This window comes from Stenotrophomonas sp. YJH_SMC_81, from assembly GCF_059370875.1.
Genome location: NZ_JCAFUB010000003.1, coordinates 371106 through 389673, shown reverse-complemented (window position 1 = coordinate 389673; position 18568 = coordinate 371106). Strand labels below are relative to the sequence as shown.

Below are 18568 nucleotides of genomic sequence, written 5' to 3'. Positions count from 1 at the left end.
CGGCATGAGCGAACCCTACCTGAGCCGCTGGCGATTGCGGCGTGATGGCCCGGCCATCGAAACACCTCACGCCCGGCTCTGGCCGGTGCTGACCGCTGCCGGCGAGCCGGCGATGCTGAAGATCAGCAGCGAAGCGGAGGAGCAGAACAGCCATCGCCTGCTGCGCTGGTGGGACGGCGATGGCGCTGCCCGCCTGCTGGCCCACGCCGGGCCGGCGATCCTGATCGAACGTGCCGGCGGCGACTCGCTGCGGCAACGCTCGATCGAGGGCGACGATGAGGCCTGCACCACGATCCTGTGCCAGGTCCTGCAACGGCTGCACCGGCCACGGAGCGCGCCGCCAGCGGAACTGGTCTGCCTGCGTACATGGTTCGCCGATCTGCTGCAGCCAAGGGCCGCGCTGCCGCCACTGCTGGAACAGTGCAGATCACTGGCGGAGGGGCTGCTGCGTGACGAACAGGAGATCCGGCCGCTGCACGGCGACCTGCACCACGACAACGTGCTGGATTTCGGCGCGCGCGGCTGGCTGGCGATCGACCCGAAGCGGCTGCTGGGCGACCGTGCGTTCGATTACACGACGCTGTTCAGCAACCGGGATCTCTGCGGCCCGGGCATCCACGTTGCGACGCGGCCCGAGCGGTTTGCCGCACGGCTGGAACAGGTCACTGCGCTGGCCGGCCTGGAACGTACGCGCCTGCTGCGCTGGATCGCGGCGAGTGCGGGGCTGTCGGCGGTATGGTTCAGGGATGATGGCGACCCTGCCGAGGTCGACGAGGCCGTGGCGCGGATGGCGCTGGAGGCGCTGGCGGCGGGGTGATCTCGACCTGTAGAGCCGAGCCCATGCTCGACTGTGCTTCCGGGAATGCGGAACATCTGAACGAAAAGCAGCCGAGCGCAGCCTCGGCTCCGCAGGCCTCTGCTTCGGTAGGTGCCCGCCTTGGTGGGCACACTGGGTCCGGGATCGTTGTGCCCGGACGAGAATCGCCAGCCGGTCAGGCCTTTTCCATCGTGCACAGCAGCGGATGCTGGTTCATCCGCGAGTACTCGTTGACCTGGGCAACCTTGGTCTCCGCCACTTCACGGGTGAAGACACCGCAGACGCCGCGGCCGCGGGTGTGGACGTGCAGCATCACCTGGGTGGCCTTGTCCAGGTCCATGCTGAAGAACTGCTGCAGCACATCCACCACGAAATCCATCGGGGTGTAGTCGTCGTTGAGCAGCATCACCTGGTAGAACGGTGGCGGCGCCACTTCCGGGCGCGCGGGCTCTACGGCAACGCCGTGCTCGTGCTGGGAATCGGGGGAGGACTCATGGGGCATCCGTCCATTATAGGGGCTCGGGCAGGCCTGCGTCGGCCCGCCGCAGATTGGACGGCACGCACGCCCACCGTCACAATTGCATCCTCTCCCAACACTGTTTCACAGGATCTTCATGAAAAGGACCCTTCTTCCCGCCCTGCTGATCGCGCTGGCCGCTGCCGGCTCTGCCACTGCCGCAACCAGCGCCGACAAGTCCGTGGCCCGCCACCTGGACAAGCTGGGCTATACCTACGAAGTCGACGAGGATGGCGACTACCGCATGGTCTTCGACGTCGAGGGTGACCGCACCCAGATGGTCTACGTGCGATCGGCGGTGGAGGATTTCGGCAGCCACAACATCCGCGAGATCTGGTCGCCGGCCTACAACGCCAAGACCAAGCAGTTCCCGGTGGCCGTGGCCAACCGCCTGCTGGAAGATTCGCAGGACGCCAAGATGGGCGGCTGGGTGAAGCAGGACACCACCGCCATGTTCGTGGTCAAGATCGACGCCGATGCCACCCCGGACCAGCTCAGCGACGCCATCGATGCGGCCATCCGCACCGCCGACGCGATGGAGCTGGAGCTGACCAAGAAGGACGAGTTCTGAGTTGAACGCCACGCCGGACCCGCGCTGGGCACCGCACGCCACCGTCGCCACGGTAGTGGTTGACGGCGGCCGCGTGCTGCTGGTCGAAGAGACCATTGAAGGCCGCCAGGTGCTGAACCAGCCGGCCGGCCACCTCGAGCCAGGCGAAAGCCTGGCCGAGGCAGCCCTGCGCGAGACCCGGGAGGAAACCGGCTGGACCGTGCAGCTGACCCATTTCATCGGCTGCTACCAGTGGACTGCCGGCGACGGCACCGCCTTCCTGCGCTTCTGCTACGCAGCGCGCCCGGTCTCGCACGACCCGGCCCAACCGCTGGATACCGGCATCGACCGCGCGCTGTGGCTGACCCCGGCCGAGCTGCAGGCTGCCGGTGAGCGCCAGCGCAGCCCGCTGGTCTGGCAGGTGGTGGCGGATTACCTGGGTGGCCAGCGCCATCCGCTTTCGCTGGTCCGGGAGGTCGCATGAGCACGCCGCGCGTGGTGGTGGGCGTCTCGGGTGGTGTCGACTCTTCGGTCGCCGCCTGGCGCCTGGTCCAGCAGGGCGAGGCCGTGGCCGGCCTGTTCATGCAGAACTGGGCCGACGACGGCAGCGGTGACTGCCGCGCCGAGGATGACCGCCGCGATGCGGTCGCCGTATGCGGCCTGCTCGGTATCCCGTTCCACTTCCGGGACTTTTCCAGTGAGTACTGGCAGGGCGTGTTCGAGCACTTCCTGGCCGAATACGCCGCTGGCCGCACGCCGAACCCGGACGTGCTGTGCAACCGCGAGGTGAAGTTCAAGCATTTCCTGGATGCCGCCCGCGAGCTGGGCGCCGAGCGCATCGCCACCGGCCACTACGCGCGGGTGACCCAGCGCGGCCACCAGTGGCTGCTGCTGCGCGGCGCCGACCGTTCCAAGGACCAGAGCTACTTCCTGCACCAGCTGGGCCAGGAGCAGCTGGCGGCCACCCTGTTCCCGATCGGCGACCTGGAGAAGACCGACCTGCGCCGGATTGCGCGCGACGTCGGCCTGCCGACCCATGCCAAGAAGGACTCCACCGGCATCTGCTTCATCGGCGAGCGGGATTTCCGCGAGTTCCTCGGCCGCTACCTGCCGGCCAGGCCCGGCCAGATCCTCGACCCGGCCGACGGCAGCGTGATCGCCGAACATCCGGGCGTGTTCTATTTCACCCTGGGCCAGCGCGAGGGCCTGAACATCGGCGGCGTACGCGGCCGCCCGGCCGCACCGTGGTACGTGGTCGGCAAGGATGTGGCCAACAACGTGCTGTACGTCGACCAGGACCGCGACAGCCCATGGATGCTGTCCGAGCGCCTGCGCTCGGAGCCGGCGCATTGGATCGCGGGCTCGCCACCCGCGCGGCGCTTCGAATGCACCGCCCAGACCCGCTACCGACAGCCCGATGAGCCGTGTACGGTCAACGTGCTGGACGATGGCAGCGTGCTGGTCACCTTCGCGCGCCCGCAGCGCGCCGTTACCCCCGGTCAATCGCTGGTGCTGTATGACGGTGATGTGTGCCTGGGTGGCGCGGTGATCGCCGCCACCGATGCGCCGCTGGAACAGCGCCTGCGCACCACCCCCTCCCCCTTTTGAGGTAATCGCTGCATGAGTTTCACTGTCGACGACCGCGTCCTGGCCCTGGCCGGCATTGCCCAGGCCCTGCAGCAGGTACGCCGCATCGCCGATACCGGCCATTCCGACGCCGCCGCCGTGCGCACCGCCGTGGACAGCGTGTTCCGTGTCGATGCGTCCTCGCCGCAGGCGGTGTTCGGTGACCGCCATGCACTGAAGGCCGGGCTGCGCCTGCTGCACAACTACTTCCGCAACCAGGGCCAGGATCCGATCCTGCCGAAGCTGGCGCTGTCGGTGCTGCAGCTGGAGCGCCGCTTCGTTCAGGATGGCGCCACCGTGAACAAGGTTGCTTCGGGCATCGAGCGTGCCCAGCGCCAGGCCACCGAACTGGGCGACAGCGGCCACCCGGATGTGCTGGCCAGCCTGGGAAGCCTGTACGCGGACACCATCAGCCACCTCAAGCCGCGGGTGATGGTGCAGGGCAACCCGCACTACCTGGGCCAGGCCGGCGTGGTGGCCGAGATCCGTGCCCTGCTGTTGGCGGCGGTGCGCTCGGCAGTGCTGTGGCGCCAGCTGGGCGGCAGCTACTGGGACTTCCTGTTCGGGCGAAAGGCGATGATCGAGGCCGTGGACCGCCTGCTGGCCTGAGGGTGTGGGGTCAGAGCCCTTTCCCATGGAAAAGGGATCCGACCCCGAGACCGCACAGGCGCCGGAAATCCGGCGCATTCAGAATGCACTTCCAGGCACATCGACGTTAAAGAGAAAGGGGGCACGGCCGATACATCCTCCGTGCACCTCCCGAGAACGTCCATGTACTCACGCATTTTCATCCGTCTGGCCGCCCCCCTGGCTCTGACCCTGCTGCTCCCCTTCGCCATCGGATTCGAATGGCCGGCCGCCCTGCGATGGGCGATCCTGACCACGATGACGCTGAGCTGGCTCGGCTTTGCGTGGTGGACCACCCGCGCTCAGGCACACCGTTCCCCGGAACACGCCCGTGTCCTGCGTGAGCAGGACCAGCTGCTGACCGAACTGCGCAATTTCGTCGGCAACGAGATCGAGGGTTCGCGCGGCGAAGTGGAACGCGCCCGTGACCTGATCCGCCAGGCGGTCTCCAGCCTCGGTGGCAGCTTCGATGCGATGAACCGCAAGTCGCGCCAGCAGAGCCAGGCCCTGTCGCGTATCGTCGACCGCGCCGGCGATGAAGGCAATGCCGGCCTCGACGTTGCCCGTTTCGCCCAGCACGCCAGCCACCGCATGGAACAGCTGGTGGAAGCGCTGGAACAGGTGAGCGGCCAGAGCAGCACCACCGTGCAGCACATCGACCAGATGGCGCAGCACCTGGATGGCATCTTCGCGCTGCTGGAAGACGTCAAGTCGATCGCCGACCAGACCAACCTGCTGGCGCTGAACGCCGCCATCGAAGCGGCCCGTGCCGGTGAGGCCGGTCGTGGCTTCGCCGTGGTCGCTGACGAAGTGCGCAACCTGTCCGAGCGCTCGACCACCTTCAACGAGCAGATCCGCAAGCTGGCGCACAGCTCCAAGGACGCCATCGCCAAGGTGCGCGAGACGGTCTCGCACATGGCCTCGCGTGACATGGACCGCTCCCGCGAAGCGCGCCAGGAAGCGGCGGCAATGCTCGACAACGTCGCGCAGATCAATGCCTCGCTCGGCGACGGCATGCGCGAAGTGTCCGAGTGCGCCCGTGCGATCGATGGCAGCGTGGCCGAAGCCGTGCGCGCCCTGCAGTTCGAAGACATCGCCACCCAGGCGCTGGGCGGCGTGCACACCCACCTGGACCGCCTGACCGCGATCAACCGCGAAGCGGTGGCCCTGCAGGAGCTGCTGCACCGCAATGGCGGCGTGTTCGACGAAGAGATCGCCAGCGCCCTGCAGCGCACCGGCAACCGCCTGCGCGAGCTGCGCAGCGAATGGGAACGCCCGCCGCACAAGCCCGTCGCCCAGCAGAGCATGGGCGCCGGCACCGTCGAGCTGTTCTGATCCTGATGTCCGCTGCCCTCGCCGGCAGCCCGCAAGGCCCCGGTTCGTCCGGGGCCTTTGCCTGTAACCCGCCATTGGATGCATCCTGTACGCGCAACATGACCCTGATCCGCGCCCTGCCCGCCCTCACCGACACCGAGCGCCCGCGCAACGCGAGCGTGCGTGAGCAGCTGCAGCAACTGGAAGAGGTCGCCCGCGAGGAGATCCGCGAACTGCAGCAGTTGGCGGACGCGCGCCCCGCCCCGTCGCGGGCGGACGAGGCGCTGCTGGGCCTGGCCTGGGATCTCGGGCTGGATGGCGAAGCCCTGAAGTAGATCCACGCCATGCGTGGATGGACCGTCCCGCATGGCATGATGCCCCGGTCCCGTTCATGGAAGACCGATGGCCATCGCCCTGATCGCAGTGCTCCTGATCGAGACCGTCCTTCTGATGGCCTGGGTGACCGGCTATTTCAGCTGGGGCATCGCCCTGTTCAACGAACGCATCGCGGCATCATCGGCCATGCAGGCCCGGCTCTCGCTGGGCAGCCTGGAGCGTGACCTGCCGCAGGACAAGTGGCTGCGGCTGGCCTTCCATGCGCTGCCCGATGGCAGCATGACGTTCCGCGAGAGCTTCGCGCCGAGCTTCGGCCTGCGCTACTTCCCGGTGATGCGTGGACGCATCGTGCTCAACGCACGGCGGCACGAGGTACGGGTGATCGGCCTGTGCAGCTGGTTCGTGGCGATCCTGTCGCTGCTGCTGTTGCCACTGGTGGCGATGCGTCCGACGGTGGCGCCGATGCTGCTGGTGCTGCCGCTGTTCCTGGCCAGCTATCTGGTCCAGAAGCGCCGCTATGCCGCCATCGTCGAGGCGCTGCGCATGCAGTTGAAGGCGGAATTTTCGAGGTAGATCCACGCCATGCGTGGATGATGCCCCGCGACTCACGATTTTCGGATTGTTTGCATGGATCGTGAGCGCTCGGCCCTTCATCGTAAAGGGCCGATTCCGGTTCAGATCAGCCCGATGACCAGCGCCGCCCTCTGCCTTTCACTCGCTTTGCAGCTCCCGGTTGCTTCAGAACCGCTTGCCGTAGATCCCGACTCCCTGCTCGCCCTTCACCAAGCGCTCCAGTCCTTCGGCGAGTTTCAACAGCCCTACTCCGCACCTGTAGATGTGACCGATCCTGATGCAGGTGTGACCGATGCAACTGTCGAGATCTCCGCCGGGTGTGTGAAGGATGGTCCACAGGTCATCATCCTGGACGCGGATGTAGACGAGGCACCCGAGCGCTATCTGGTGCTGAACGAGCCCTGGCAAAGCCTTTCGGCCGGAACATTGTTGCTCGTCTCTGGAAACACAGCGGCCATCATCTCAACTCAGGAGGCGAACAAGGAAGCCACACAGGCCGAGCGAATGCTGACATTTCTGGATTATCTGCCATTCGACGCCGGGAGGAATGCGTTGGTGGAACCAGGCATCGAAGCGCAGGAATCAAGCTTTGAAACCAGGGCGTTCATGGAGAGCTTCAGTGCGAGCTCCCGGGGCGAGGCGCTCTCCGAGGCGACTCTTGCCGCATGGAAGGGCGTGCTGCCCGACCTGCTGCTGGCGCTGTGGCGACGCGACGGGTTCGCCCGCTATCGCGACGACAGGCTCATCTTGGTCGATCCGCACCTGTACTCAGGGGTTGTCGCAGCCTTCCTGCAGGGCACTCCGATGGAGGGTGCTGATCGGTTCCATGCCTATGCGGTGACACCTTTCGGCCAGATGCTCTTGTGTGGAGAGAACACCTCCATGCATATCAGCATCGACCCGCACAGCGGACAGGTTTCGGCGGACTCGGATGTAGCAGCCACTGCCGACGCGACTGAACGCAACTGGAAACTGGAGTTCCTGCTGCACGTCCTGGATGCGCCCGATCTCGATGCCACCGACGATGACGAGCAGCCCCTGTACGCACGCGCACTCGATTTACTGGGCCACCTGGCTCCCAACGAGATCTACAGCTTCTCACCCTCGGTTGTTGAAGGTGGCTGGCAGGCAGCGCACCTGGTCAAGCGGGATCGTCTCGCTGAATTGAAGTCACTCGCCAAGCAGACAGCAGCAAGACGGTCCTTGCGGTCTGATGCTGAAGACAGGTAAACCCGCGCCGTTCATTGCTGGTCGCGATCTCTGGCATCGGCGCCGACCAACGGTCGGCACCCACCGTGGCAGGCTCCGGCACTCGCCACTGCAGGTGCTGCAAGTAGAACCACGCCATGCGTGGATGATCGCGAGGTACATGCATCCGTGCCGACCAACGGTCGGCACCTACCAGCGTCGGGTGGTCAGCGCACCAGCACCGCTTCGCTGCTGGCGTCGGTGCGCATCGGTAACGGACGCTGCTGGCGCAGCCATTGCGCCAGGTCACGCGGGCTGAGCGGGCGCGAGTACAGGTAGCCCTGGATCTCGTCGCAGCCCTGGCGGCGCAGCATGTCCTCTTCCTGGTGCGTTTCCACGCCCTCGGCCACCACCTTCATGCCCAGCGCGTGGCCCAGGTGGACGATGGCCTGGGTCACCTCGGCCGTACCCGAGTCGTGCAGCATGCCCTGCACGAAACTGCGGTCGATCTTCAGGCGCCCCACCGGGAAGCGGTTGAGGTAGTTGAGGTTGGAGAAACCGGTACCGAAGTCGTCCACCGCCAGCGGCACGCCGTGACGTTCGAGCACGTCGAAGCAGTGGCGCAGGATGTCGGTGTCACGGATCAGCGCCGATTCGGTCAGTTCCAGCTCCAGCCGCTGCGGCGGCCAGCCGTGGGCATGGCAGATGTCGATCACGCGCTCGGCGAAGCCGCGATCACGCAGCTGCACCGCCGACACGTTGACCGCGATGCGGTCGAAATGCAGTCCTGCCCGGTCCCAGGCGGTTGCCTGGCGGCAGGCTTCGTTCAGTACCCAGTCGCCGATGCGCACGATCTCGCCGCATTTCTCGGCGATGGGAATGAACTCGGCCGGGCTGCAATAGCCGATGCCGGGGCGATGCCAGCGCAGCAGTGCTTCGATTGCCGGCGGCTCGCCCTGGTGGGCATGCAGCAGCGGCTGATAGGCCAGGCTGAACTCCTCGCGCTCGATCGCACCGTGCAGCGCGTGCTCAAGCTCCAGCCTGCGCTGGATGCGGGCCAGGGCATCCTGGCTGTAGTACTGGTAGGTGTTGCGTCCGGCTTCCTTGGCCGCGTACATGGCGGCGTCGGCAGCGCGCAGCAGTGAATCGAAATCGGTCTGCGCATCGCCCAGCATCGCGATGCCGACACTGGCACCGACCTTCAGCGTGGTCTCGCCACGGCGCAGCGGCTCGGCCAGCGAGGCAATCAGCTTGCGGGCGACATGTCCCGCATCCTCGGGCTCAGCCAGGTCGCGCAGTACGACGATGAACTCGTCGCCGCTGAAACGGCCAAACAGATCGTTGTTGCGCAGGTTCTGGTGCAGGCGGGTGGCGGCAGCCTTCAGCAGCGCATCACCCGTGGCGTGGCCGAAGCTGTCGTTGATGGTCTTGAAGCCATCCAGGTCGATGAACAGCATCGCCAACGAGGTGCCGCGATCACGCGCCTCCTCGATGGCCTCGGCAGTCTGTTCACCGAGCAGCACGCGATTGGGCAGGCCGGTCAGCAGATCGTAGTGGGCCAGCAGTTCGATGCGCTCGTTGGCCTCGCGCTCGCGGGTGATGTCACGGAACAGGACGACGAAGCGCGGCGGCAGTCCGTCACGACGATCCAGCTCGATCAGCACCTGCACCCAGACACGCAGGCCGGACTGGCGGTAGAAGCACAGGTCCAGCTGCTCGGGCAGGCCGCCGTTGGCGATGCGGGCCAGCGCCGCCTCGAACGCATCGCGCGAGTCTTCGGTATACAGCGCCATCGCCTGGTCGAGGGTGATCGGTTCCTTGCGCAGGCCGTGGATGCGGTAGCACTCCTCGGTCCACTGCATGCTGCGGGTCTGCACTTCGATCTCGCAGCCGCCGATGCGGCCCAGCGCGGAAACCCGGTTCAGCAGTTCGGTGCGCCAGCGGATCAACGCGTCGGTCTGGTGCTGTTCGGTGATGTTCTGCACCTGGCCGAGCAGGCGCTTGGGCTGCCCGTCCATGTCCAGCAGCGGCTGCATCCACAGCCGCAGGTGCTGTGATGGCTCATGGCCGCGGGTCAGCTCCAGCTCGAGATTGGCGGCACGACCATCGCGCCACAGCCGCCGCCATGCCGCACGCAACGCGCCGCGCGAGCGCGGGTGCAGCTGCTTCAGCCAGCGCCGCTGGCCAGGCACGGCGCCGTGCTCCAGCGCCAGCAGCGAGCGCAGCTCCGGCGACCACCAGAAATGCCCGCTGTTGGGGTCGAACGACCAGCTGCCCATGCTGGCGATACGTTGGGCTTCGCTCAGGTGCAGCTGCTGCTCCTGCAGCAGCGATTCGAGCTGCTTCTGCTGTTCGATATCGGTATGCGTGCCGACCATGCGCAGCGGCTGGCCATCGGCGGTGCGCGCGACCACGCGGCCGCGATCCAGCACCCAACGCCACTGGCCATCGGCCTGGCGGAAGCGGAACTGTGCACTGTACTGCTCGCTGCGCCCGCGCAGGTGCTCGTCGAGCGCGGCGCGCACCTGGTCAATGTCCTCGCAGTGCACGCGCGACAGCAGCTCAGTGGCCGTTTCGTCGCCCAGCGCCGGCGTGCGCGCCACCCGGTCACTGGGGATGTCCCAGTCCCACAGGCTGTGGCCGGCGCTGTCCAGTGCAAGTTCCCAGCGCCCGCCCCCGTCGACCGGCACCGGCTCGGGAATGCTCAGGGTGAACGCCAGCAGGTTGCCGGCACCGTCATGCACGGCGCGCAGGTGACCGTCGTAGTGGCCGCGCGGGCCGCCCGGCAGCGTGCAGGGCACGATGCCCCCATCGGCGGCCATCAGGCGCAGATCTTCCAGCATCGGCGCATAGGCAGCCACGGTAGCCGGCAGGCCATGCTCGCGCGCGGCTGGATTGGCCGCCAGCGGGCGCCCGGTACGGTCGACGATGACCAGCGCCGACGCAAGCGGGTGCTGCAGCAGGCTGGCGATGATCCCTTGGTCCACGCGATCTTGCTCCGGATGACACGCCCGTCAGCGGGGCACGCAGTGGTTAACGGCGCCTGCGGCGGATAATTGAGTGGTGACGGCACGCTGCGGGGTAAGATGACCGGCGCCCCTTTCACCCGCCCCGTCCATGCCCGCAGAACCGACCGGCAACGCCCCAGTTCCCGACCCGCGGATGGCGCAGGCGCTGAGCCGTGACCGGCGGCGGGTGGTGTTGAGCTACCTGGTGATGGCGCTGGCCTGGATGATCTCCACCGACAGCGTGGTGCAGGCGCTGGTGCCCGATCCGCAGCAGGCGGCCCTGTGGCAGGGCCTGAAGGGCTCGTTCTTCGCCCTGGCCAGCGCGGGCCTGCTGTACCTGCTGCTGCGCCCGCTGGCCGAGCATGTGCTGCATACCCACGCCCGCCAGCAGGCCTCGGAGCTGCGCCTGCGGCAGATGTTCGAGGGCAACCCCGGCCCGATCCTCGTCTATGACCTGGACACATTGGCGATCCTCGATGCCAACCCAGCCGCCTGCACCGCTTTCGGCTGGGAGCGCGATGAGCTGCTGGAACAGACCATCGACGCCTTGTGGCCACCCGGCCAGGGCCAGGCGCTGCAGGCCAAGCTGGAGGCGATCCGCGAGGCGCCCGAAGAGCTGTGCATCCTGCGCGCGCAGCTGCAGCTGCGCGATGGCGCGCTGCGGCACATGGAGCTGCGCTCCAACGCGATCAGTTACGACGGCCACAATGCGCGCCTGCTGATCGCCATCGACCGCACCGCCGAGGACCTGGCCCAGCTGCGTCGCGACCAGGCGCTGGCACGGGTGGAAGAGGCCCACGAACTGGCCCGCATCGGTGCCTGGGAGCTGGACCCGTCCACCGGGCTGGGCCGCTATTCCAACCAGGTCTATCGCCTGCTCGGCCGCCGCCCGCCCGAAGCGCGCCGCTGGCACCGCTTCGACGAACTGCTGGTGCCGGCCGACCCGGCCACCGCTACCCAGACCGAGCAGCTGCTGGCCGAGCTGTGCTCCGGCGAGCCGGTACAGGTGGACGTGCTGCTACCGCTGCTGTCGATGGACGGGCGCGCGCTGATGGTGCACCTGCGCGCCGCCAGTGGTCTTGATGAAGCTGGCCGCAACCGCGTGCTGGGCACGCTGCAGGACGTGACCGAACGCGAGCAGTCGCGGCGCCTGCTGCGCGAGCGCGAGGAGCAGTTCCGCGAGCTGGTGCGGGTACTGCCCGACGGCGTGGTGATCCTCTCCGACGAGCATGTGCTGTACGCCAACGCCTGGGCCGCCGGCCTGTTCGGCTACGGCAGCCATACCCTGCTGGGCGAGCCCTTGTCGGCGCTGGTCGCTGCCGCAGACCTGCCGCGGGTGCGCAGCCAGCTGCGTGCCGGCCAGCCACATCTGGGACCGGGCCACAGTAGCGTGGTGGCCATGCAGCGCGGCGACGGCCGTAGCTTCCATGCCGGCCTGGCGGTGGGCGACGTGCGCTACGGTGGCCGCGACTGCAAGCTGCTGATCGTGCGCGATCTCAGTGATTCCGAACGCATCCGCAGCGCGCTGGAAACCAGCAACCGCGAACTGCAGGCGATGGCCGGGCGGCTGTTCTCGCTGCAGGAAGACGAGCGTCGTGCGATTTCGCGCGACCTGCACGATGACATCGGCCAGGCCATCACCGCGATCAAGCTGTCGGCGCACGCGGCGCTGGAAGAGGACGATCCGCAGCGGCGTGGGCAGGATCTGGCGCAGATCGTCAGCCTGGCCGACACCACCGTGGCCAAACTGCGCGACATCTCCACCCTGCTGCGCCCCCCGCAGCTGGATGCACTGGGCCTGGAGGCAGCGCTCAGCTGGCAGGCGCGGGTTCTGTTCCGCTCCTCGCCGGTGGAGCTGCGGGCCGAGATCGAGCCGTTGCCGCATCGCCCCGACAACAGCATCGAACAGGCCTGCTTCCGCATCGCACAGGAAAGCCTGACCAATGCGCTGCGCCATGCGCGCGCCAGCCAGGTCCTGCTGCAGCTGCGCGATGTCGGCCAGCGCGGCCTGCACCTGCAGATCCGCGATGACGGCGAAGGCTTCGATCCGGACGGCCCGCGCGGCCTGGGCCTGATCGTGATGCGCGAGCGCGCACAGAGCGTCGGTGGCCACGTGCGGATTGAATCCGCGCATGGCGAAGGCACCCTGGTCGACGTCCACCTCCCCTACCAGGCGGCCAGCAGGGCTGCCGTCGATTCACCGGAATACTGAGCCTATGTGGAATCCCAACCTGCCCCCGGTCAGCATCGATGATGCCCCCGACCGCCTTGGCGCCGGCAACCCCGAGCTGCAGGCGATGGTTGCCGAGGCGGCCTCCGGCGGTATCGCGCTGATGCTGATGCACGTGGACATCGACCACTTCGCATCGGTCAACGAGAACATGAGTGCCGAAGTGGGCGATCAGGCGCTGGTGCTGGTGGCACAGCGCCTGCAGTCTTACCTGCGCGGGCGCGGCAAGCTGTGGCGGCATGGCAGCGACGAGTTCCTGATCGCGGTGCCGCGCACCGCCGATCTGCCGTTGCCGGAGGATTTCGCCGAGGAGATCCGCCAGCAGATGGAGCTGCCACTGTCGGTGCTGCCGTACACGTTGTTCATGACCGGCAAGCTGGGCGTGAGCCTGTGCCCGGAACATGCCAGCAGCACCTCGCGCCTGCTCGACCATGCCGAGGATGCGCTGTACCAGGCCGCCCGCGAAGGCGGCAATGCCGTGCGCATCCATGCGGTGGACACCCCGCCGAGTGCGCACAGCGAGAGCATCATCGCGCGCCAGATCGTCGATGCCATTCCCAATGGCGAGCTGAAGCTGCGCTACCAGCCGCTGGTAAGCGCGCGCGACGGCCACGTGGTGGGCATGGAAGCGCTGCTGCGTTGGCAGTCGCCGACCCTGGGCATGCTGGTGCCGGAGCGCTTCATGCGCACCGCCGAACGCCTGGGCATCATCGTGCAGATCGGCACCTGGGTGCTGGAAGGCGCCTTGAAGCAGGCGCGGCTGTGGCGCGACCAGGGCTTTGATGACTTCACCATCGCAGTGAACGTGTCCACCCTGCAGCTGCTACGGCCGAACTTCTTCGCCGAAGTGATGTCACTGCTGCAGGCGGCGGGCGTACCGGCGCACATGCTGACGCTGGAGATCAACGAGAGTGCGTTGACCAACAACGTCAATTTCGTCCACGAAACGCTGGCCAACCTGCGCAACGAAGGCATCAGCCTGAGCCTGGACAACTTCGGTACCGGCGACTCCAGCCTCAGCGCGCTGGTGCGCTACCCGGTGGACAAGCTGAAGATCGACCGCAGCTTCATCAAGAGCGCACCGGCTGGCAATCGTGAAGCGGCCATCGCCCGCGCGATCATCGCCATGGGCCACCAGCTGGGCATGACCGTGATTGCCAACGGCGTGGAATCACAGGCCCAGCTGGGCTTCCTGCGCCGCAACGACTGCGACGTGTTCCAGGGCTACCTGTTCGGCGAACCGATGTCGGCCGATGCCGCCGGCATGACCCTGCGCCGCCGCTACCTGCGTCCGGAAGCCTTCGCCGAGACGCGCCCGGACCGGACGCTGCTGCTGCTGGATGACGAGGAGAACGTGCTGCGCTCGCTGGTGCGCCTGTTCCGCCGCGACGGCTACCGCATCCTGGCCGCCGGCAACGTGCGCGATGCGTTCGACCTGCTGGCGATCAACGACGTGCAGGTGATCCTGTCCGACCAGCGCATGAGCGACATGAGCGGCACCGAGTTCCTGGGCCGGGTGAAGATGCTGTACCCGGATACGATCCGCCTGGTGCTGTCGGGCTATACCGATCTGAACACGGTGACGGATGCAATCAACCGCGGCGCGATCTATCGCTTCCTGACCAAGCCGTGGAACGACGACGAACTGCGCAAGCACATCCACCAGGCGTTCCGCACGTACGAGGAGCAGCGCCGCAGCAATGCCGGCCCGGCGCCGGTGGAGAGCGGAGATGGCGGCGAGGATCGCCCATTGCGGTAGCCATCCCCTCTGGTAGAGCCGGCCGCTGGCCGGCTGCTCTGGATATCGGGTTCAATGAGATTGCCGGCCAGCGACCGGCACTACCAGAAGCGGTCAGCGCGGCTGCTTGACCGGCAGCACCACGCGGAAGCGCGAGCCCACGCCGGGCGTGCTGTCCAGGTCGATGCGGCCGTGGTGCTTGTTGATGATGCTGTAGGAGATCGACAGGCCCAGGCCGGTGCCACTGCCCACCGGCTTGGTGGTGAAGAAAGGATCGAAGATGCGCTGGCGCAGTTCCGGCGAGATGCCACCGCCGGTATCTTCGAACTCAACCCAAACGTGATCGCCATCAACGCCGGTACGCACCGTGATCGTGCCGCGCTCGGCGATGGCATGGCCGGCGTTGAGCAGCAGGTTCATGTAGACCTGGTTCAACTCCGATGGCAGGCACTCCACCAGGGGCAACTGGCCGAACTCGCGCACCAGGGTGACCTTGTACTTGAGTTCGTTCCAGATGATGTTGATGGTCGATTCCAGGCCCGCGTGCAGGTCGACCAGCTTCCACGACTCGTCGCGGCCGGAATACGAGAAATCCTTCAGGTCGCGCACGATGCGGGTGACCCGCTCGATGCCTTCGCGCGATTCCGCCATCAGCTGCGGCAGGTCGCGGCTGATGAAATCGATATCCAGGCGGTCACGGATATCATCGATTTCCGGGATCAGCGCTTTCGGATCCGGCGCACGCAGGGCACGCTCGTAGGCTTCGATCACGGTGAACAGGCTGCGCAGGTACTCCTGCAGGCTGCCCAGGTTGGAGTGCACGTAACCGATCGGGTTGTTGATCTCGTGCGCGACGCCGGCGGCCAGCTGGCCGATCGACGCCATCTTCTCCGACTGCAGCAGCTTTTCCTGGGTGCCATTGAGGCGCAGGTAGGCCTGGCGCAGTTCGGCATGACGCTGCTGCAGCTCGCGTTCGTAGTCTTCCTGCCCTTCGATGTGGCGGAACAGGGCGAGGAAATGCCCCTGGCCGACCGGACCATGGTGGTACAGATGGGCGATGACCACGCCCTCGCCAAGCGGCAGGCTGCCATTCCAGTGACCATGCTGGCGAGCCTGTTCCAGCGCATCGGGCGGCAGCAGTTCGCGCAGGCGCTGCGGCGGCGGCAACCCGCCGTCCTCGCCACTGGCCAGCAGGTTCTGTGCGGCCGGATTGGCCAGGGCCACCCGCCCGTCATCGGTGAACAGCAGCAGGCCTTCGCGCAGGCGCTCAAGCAGGGCCTGCAGCACCGGCTGCGGCGGAAGGGGGGCGGTAACCAGGGCGTTGGCAGCGGACACGGCGACTCGGGACGTTCGAACAGGCGCCCAATATACGCGGTCATGCAGCGGGCTTCAGCCCGCCGGGAGGGGATATGCGACCGCCGTCGCCTCAGGCGACGGCGAGGGGCCGGCCGATGCTGACCGTGTGCGACTGGCCCTTGGCATCGTAGGCCGAGGCGTCTTCGGTGCGGCCGAGCTGGCGCAGCGCCCAGTTCACCTCGCGGCGGCGGCGCGACAGCAGTACGCCGTTGGCCCGGTTGCGCTCGGCCAGTTCCTGCAGCTGTTCGCCCTCGCCCACCGGCGGCGCGCCTTCCAGCGCACGCAACGCTTCCAGCTTGGCGCCGGTAGCCCGGATCAGGGCGTGCACGTCGTGCTCGACCAGGGCCTGGCGTTCAACGTCCAGGGCCTGGGCGAGACGCTGCAGCGGCTCGCTCATCGCCGCAGTCATCCGTGCAGCTGCTGGTCCAGATCGAGCATGCGCGATGCGATCGCGTCCGGATTGATCTTGTAGGTGCCGTTCTGCAGCGACTCGCGCACGGCGGCCACGCGCTGGGCGTCGATCGCCGGGGCGGTGGTCAGCTCGCGCTCGATGGCCTGCAGATTGGTGGCCTCGCCGGTCAGGCGCAGGCTGTCGGCCGCCTCGACCGGGCGCGCCGCCGCATCGGTGCTGACACCGGGCTTGTTGGCCGGGGTCGTCACGCTGCGCAGTGCCTGGGGGACCTGCAGGTTGCCGTCGATTTTCTGGCTCATGGGGTGTCCTGGAGTTGCCGTTCACAAGGGATAACGGCCGCAGGGCCGTGATCTTTAGGGATATTTTGCGGTAATTCAACGCGCCACGATTACGTCACCTGCGGCATCGACTGTGCCTTGCACGATCCGCCGCGAGGACAGGTTCTCGACCGAGACCCGTTCGTTCTCACCGGCATCACCCATCGCACGGCCGGCAATGCGGACCTCGACCGAACCGCGACGCGACACCAGGGAAACATTGTCTCCTCGCTTGATGAGACGCTGCACCACCAGATCGTTGTTCGACAGCAGGGCCCCGGCCTGCAGCGGACGGCGGGCGACGCGGCCGATCGCTGCATTGGGATCGGACAGCACCGCGCCGGCAATCCGGGCAGCGTCACGCTGGGCAGTGGTGATATCGGCGGCAGTGAGGGTTTCTCCAGTGCCGATTCCGCGGTTGAGCACCAGTACGGTCTGGTTGCGCCGCACCTTTACCGGCACGAACAGGCGCCAGCCGCCCGCATCCGGACAGCTGACCTCCACCGTGGTGTTGGCGGTGGGTTGCACCTGCAACGCGCTGCCACATTTCGGCAGGCGCAGCGCATCGGCCACCAGGGCCTCGCCCTCGCTGCCCGCCGGCAGCGTCGACAAGGCCGCCGCGCGGATGCTCGCCACCGGCTGCCAGTCGGCGGCAGCCGCCCACGGCGAGGCCAGTGCCAGCGCGATGGCGAATAGAGATGTGACCCGGCGCATGGCGCCTCCTTCAATCGGCAAGAGCTGGCCCAGGTGCGTGCAAGGCGTGTGCCAGAGGGGCAGAGCTGCCTCGGTCGAACATGGCGCGCCACCACAATTGCGGTGTGCAGCGCGCAGGTGGCAGAGCACCCTCAAGTTTGGCGCCCAACGCGCCGATACAGCAGCCATGTCCCATGACCTGCTCAACCGGATCGACCAGCGGACCCGCCTGGCCGGCCACAACCGCCTGGCGCTGCTGCTGTTCCGTCTCGGCGGACGTCAGCTTTTTGGCGTCAATGTCTTCAAGGTGCAGGAAGTCCTGCGGCGCCCGGAGCTGTTCCAGGTACCCGGCCTGCCCAGCCAGTTCGCCGGTGTGGCCGACGTGCGCGGCCGCTCGGTGCCGGTGCTGGACCTGGGCCTGGCGATCGGCCACCCCGAACGTGAGCCCGATGCCGATACCTCGCCGGGTTACCTGGTCGTCACCGAATTCAACCGCTCGATCCAGGGGTTCCTGGTCAGCGGCGTCGAACGCATCGTCAACATCGCGGTGGAAGACATCCACCCGCCGCCGGAGCTTGGCGCCGAGTCGAGCTACCTGACCGCGGTAACCCGCTTCCAGGGTGAGCTGATCCAGGTGATCGACGTTGAAAGCGTGCTGGCCGATATCGCCCAGGTGCGCGGTGACGCCGTACTCGATCCGGCGATGGCGATGCCCGCCGATGGCCCCCAGCTGCAGGTGCTGGTGGTGGACGACTCGCGCGTGGCCCGCCAGCAGATCCGCAGCGTGCTGGATCAGCTGGGCGTGGGTGCCACCCTGCTTTCCGATGGCAAGCAGGCTCTCGACCATCTGTTGCAGATCCACGCCTCGGGCGAAAACCCGGCCGAACGCTATGCCATGGTCATCTCCGACATCGAGATGCCGGCCATGGATGGGTACACGTTGACGACGGAAATCCGGCGCCACCCCGGCCTTGCCGGCCTCTACGTGCTGCTGCACACCTCGCTGTCGGGCGTCTTCAACAACGCCATGGTCGAGCGTGTCGGCGCCAACGCGTTCGTCGCCAAGTACTCGCCGCACGAGCTGGCTGACTTCGTGCTGGACCGCCTGCGCAAGGTGGCGATGGCGGCCTGACGGCCACTGATCCGGTAGTGCCGGCCGCTGGCCGGCAACCGCAGATCCATCGGGGAGCCGGCCAGCGGCCGGCACTACCCTCTCGAATTTGGCACACCCCTTGCAGCTTCCCGGGCAACGTTCCCGTGGGAGTG

18 protein-coding genes are annotated in these 18568 nt (G+C 67.2%); 12 read left to right on the top strand and 6 right to left on the bottom strand.

Going from position 1 to position 18568, the window contains the following annotated elements:
* The first annotated feature begins 4 nt into the window (after positions 1-4).
* Positions 5-817 carry an APH(6) family putative aminoglycoside O-phosphotransferase gene (locus AC5P8U_RS08250; RefSeq protein ID WP_447896909.1) on the top strand — a complete coding sequence of 271 codons (813 nt, stop codon included), beginning with the start codon at positions 5-7 and terminating at the stop codon, positions 815-817.
* Positions 818-992: 175 nt separating this feature from the next.
* On the opposite strand, the gene clpS is transcribed toward AC5P8U_RS08250, so the two are convergent.
* Positions 993-1319: an ATP-dependent Clp protease adapter ClpS gene (gene clpS, locus AC5P8U_RS08245; protein WP_005416477.1), complete on the bottom strand. Its 327-nt coding sequence runs from the start codon at positions 1317-1319 to the stop codon at positions 993-995.
* A 112-nt stretch (positions 1320-1431) separates the two neighbouring features.
* On the opposite strand from clpS, the gene AC5P8U_RS08240 reads away from it, so the two are divergent.
* The 8 genes from AC5P8U_RS08240 to AC5P8U_RS08205 all read left to right on the top strand — a co-directional run bounded on the left by AC5P8U_RS08240 (position 1432) and on the right by AC5P8U_RS08205 (position 7590).
* Positions 1432-1905 (top strand): hypothetical protein, encoded by a 474-nt coding sequence (locus AC5P8U_RS08240; protein WP_005416476.1) that lies wholly within the window; start codon positions 1432-1434, stop codon positions 1903-1905.
* Between the two features lies 1 nt (position 1906).
* Positions 1907-2368, top strand: a complete 462-nt coding sequence (locus AC5P8U_RS08235) for an NUDIX hydrolase (RefSeq protein WP_072166979.1) — start codon at positions 1907-1909, stop codon at positions 2366-2368.
* Positions 2365-3492, top strand: coding sequence for a tRNA 2-thiouridine(34) synthase MnmA (mnmA, locus tag AC5P8U_RS08230; RefSeq protein ID WP_072166978.1), 1128 nt, complete (start codon positions 2365-2367; stop codon positions 3490-3492). Before AC5P8U_RS08235 ends, mnmA begins: the two co-directional genes overlap by 4 nt.
* A gap of 12 nt (positions 3493-3504) precedes the next feature.
* Entirely contained in the window at positions 3505-4119 is a 615-nt protein-coding gene (hflD, locus tag AC5P8U_RS08225) for a high frequency lysogenization protein HflD (protein ID WP_049412377.1), read from the top strand.
* Positions 4120-4281: 162 nt separating this feature from the next.
* Positions 4282-5472: a methyl-accepting chemotaxis protein gene (locus AC5P8U_RS08220; protein WP_088497504.1), complete on the top strand. Its 1191-nt coding sequence runs from the start codon at positions 4282-4284 to the stop codon at positions 5470-5472.
* Between the two features lie 98 nt (positions 5473-5570).
* Positions 5571-5786 carry a hypothetical protein gene (locus AC5P8U_RS08215; protein ID WP_233652866.1) on the top strand — a complete coding sequence of 72 codons (216 nt, stop codon included), beginning with the start codon at positions 5571-5573 and terminating at the stop codon, positions 5784-5786.
* A gap of 67 nt (positions 5787-5853) precedes the next feature.
* Positions 5854-6360 (top strand): hypothetical protein, encoded by a 507-nt coding sequence (locus AC5P8U_RS08210; RefSeq protein WP_088497506.1) that lies wholly within the window; start codon positions 5854-5856, stop codon positions 6358-6360.
* A 54-nt stretch (positions 6361-6414) separates the two neighbouring features.
* The gene (locus AC5P8U_RS08205; protein WP_353762412.1) at positions 6415-7590 is read left to right on the top strand and encodes a GAD-like domain-containing protein; all 1176 of its coding nucleotides are present in this window, start codon (positions 6415-6417) and stop codon (positions 7588-7590) included.
* Positions 7591-7775: 185 nt separating this feature from the next.
* Here the strand turns inward: AC5P8U_RS08205 and AC5P8U_RS08200 are convergent, their stop codons facing one another.
* Positions 7776-10535: a bifunctional diguanylate cyclase/phosphodiesterase gene (locus tag AC5P8U_RS08200; protein WP_088497508.1), complete on the bottom strand. Its 2760-nt coding sequence runs from the start codon at positions 10533-10535 to the stop codon at positions 7776-7778.
* Between the two features lie 130 nt (positions 10536-10665).
* Here AC5P8U_RS08200 and AC5P8U_RS08195 point away from each other — a divergent pair, with 130 nt between their 5' ends.
* The gene (locus AC5P8U_RS08195; RefSeq protein WP_353080010.1) at positions 10666-12768 is read left to right on the top strand and encodes a sensor histidine kinase; all 2103 of its coding nucleotides are present in this window, start codon (positions 10666-10668) and stop codon (positions 12766-12768) included.
* Positions 12769-12772: 4 nt separating this feature from the next.
* Positions 12773-14545, top strand: a complete 1773-nt coding sequence (locus AC5P8U_RS08190) for an EAL domain-containing protein (protein ID WP_005416466.1) — start codon at positions 12773-12775, stop codon at positions 14543-14545.
* A 93-nt stretch (positions 14546-14638) separates the two neighbouring features.
* Here the strand turns inward: AC5P8U_RS08190 and AC5P8U_RS08185 are convergent, their stop codons facing one another.
* The 4 genes from AC5P8U_RS08185 to flgA form a co-directional block, all read right to left on the bottom strand.
* Complete coding sequence (locus AC5P8U_RS08185; RefSeq protein WP_053496680.1) at positions 14639-15859, bottom strand: ATP-binding protein; 1221 nt, start codon at positions 15857-15859, stop codon at positions 14639-14641.
* Between the two features lie 91 nt (positions 15860-15950).
* Positions 15951-16289: a FlgN family protein gene (locus AC5P8U_RS08180; protein ID WP_014037132.1), complete on the bottom strand. Its 339-nt coding sequence runs from the start codon at positions 16287-16289 to the stop codon at positions 15951-15953.
* Entirely contained in the window at positions 16286-16591 is a 306-nt protein-coding gene (gene flgM, locus AC5P8U_RS08175) for a flagellar biosynthesis anti-sigma factor FlgM (protein ID WP_005409579.1), read from the bottom strand. Before flgM ends, AC5P8U_RS08180 begins: the two co-directional genes overlap by 4 nt.
* A 75-nt stretch (positions 16592-16666) precedes the next feature.
* Positions 16667-17323: a flagellar basal body P-ring formation chaperone FlgA gene (gene flgA / locus AC5P8U_RS08170; protein WP_447896908.1), complete on the bottom strand. Its 657-nt coding sequence runs from the start codon at positions 17321-17323 to the stop codon at positions 16667-16669.
* 166 nt (positions 17324-17489) lie between these two features.
* Here flgA and AC5P8U_RS08165 point away from each other — a divergent pair, with 166 nt between their 5' ends.
* Positions 17490-18434, top strand: coding sequence for a chemotaxis protein (locus AC5P8U_RS08165; protein WP_019659622.1), 945 nt, complete (start codon positions 17490-17492; stop codon positions 18432-18434).
* Positions 18435-18568 lie beyond the last annotated feature (134 nt).

Coding starts and splice junctions, on each gene's coding strand:
- mnmA (WP_072166978.1), top strand. CDS start 2,365: ATGAGCACGCCGCGCGTGGTGGTGGGCGTCTCGGGTGGTGTCGACTCT.
- AC5P8U_RS08180 (WP_014037132.1), bottom strand. CDS start 16,289: ATGACTGCGGCGATGAGCGAGCCGCTGCAGCGTCTCGCCCAGGCCCTG.
- AC5P8U_RS08165 (WP_019659622.1), top strand. CDS start 17,490: ATGTCCCATGACCTGCTCAACCGGATCGACCAGCGGACCCGCCTGGCC.
- AC5P8U_RS08250 (WP_447896909.1), top strand. CDS start 5: ATGAGCGAACCCTACCTGAGCCGCTGGCGATTGCGGCGTGATGGCCCG.
- hflD (WP_049412377.1), top strand. CDS start 3,505: ATGAGTTTCACTGTCGACGACCGCGTCCTGGCCCTGGCCGGCATTGCC.
- AC5P8U_RS08195 (WP_353080010.1), top strand. CDS start 10,666: ATGCCCGCAGAACCGACCGGCAACGCCCCAGTTCCCGACCCGCGGATG.
- clpS (WP_005416477.1), bottom strand. CDS start 1,319: ATGCCCCATGAGTCCTCCCCCGATTCCCAGCACGAGCACGGCGTTGCC.
- AC5P8U_RS08210 (WP_088497506.1), top strand. CDS start 5,854: ATGGCCATCGCCCTGATCGCAGTGCTCCTGATCGAGACCGTCCTTCTG.
- AC5P8U_RS08190 (WP_005416466.1), top strand. CDS start 12,773: ATGTGGAATCCCAACCTGCCCCCGGTCAGCATCGATGATGCCCCCGAC.
- AC5P8U_RS08220 (WP_088497504.1), top strand. CDS start 4,282: ATGTACTCACGCATTTTCATCCGTCTGGCCGCCCCCCTGGCTCTGACC.
- flgM (WP_005409579.1), bottom strand. CDS start 16,591: ATGAGCCAGAAAATCGACGGCAACCTGCAGGTCCCCCAGGCACTGCGC.
- AC5P8U_RS08240 (WP_005416476.1), top strand. CDS start 1,432: ATGAAAAGGACCCTTCTTCCCGCCCTGCTGATCGCGCTGGCCGCTGCC.
- AC5P8U_RS08215 (WP_233652866.1), top strand. CDS start 5,571: ATGACCCTGATCCGCGCCCTGCCCGCCCTCACCGACACCGAGCGCCCG.
- AC5P8U_RS08205 (WP_353762412.1), top strand. CDS start 6,415: ATGGATCGTGAGCGCTCGGCCCTTCATCGTAAAGGGCCGATTCCGGTT.
- flgA (WP_447896908.1), bottom strand. CDS start 17,323: ATGCGCCGGGTCACATCTCTATTCGCCATCGCGCTGGCACTGGCCTCG.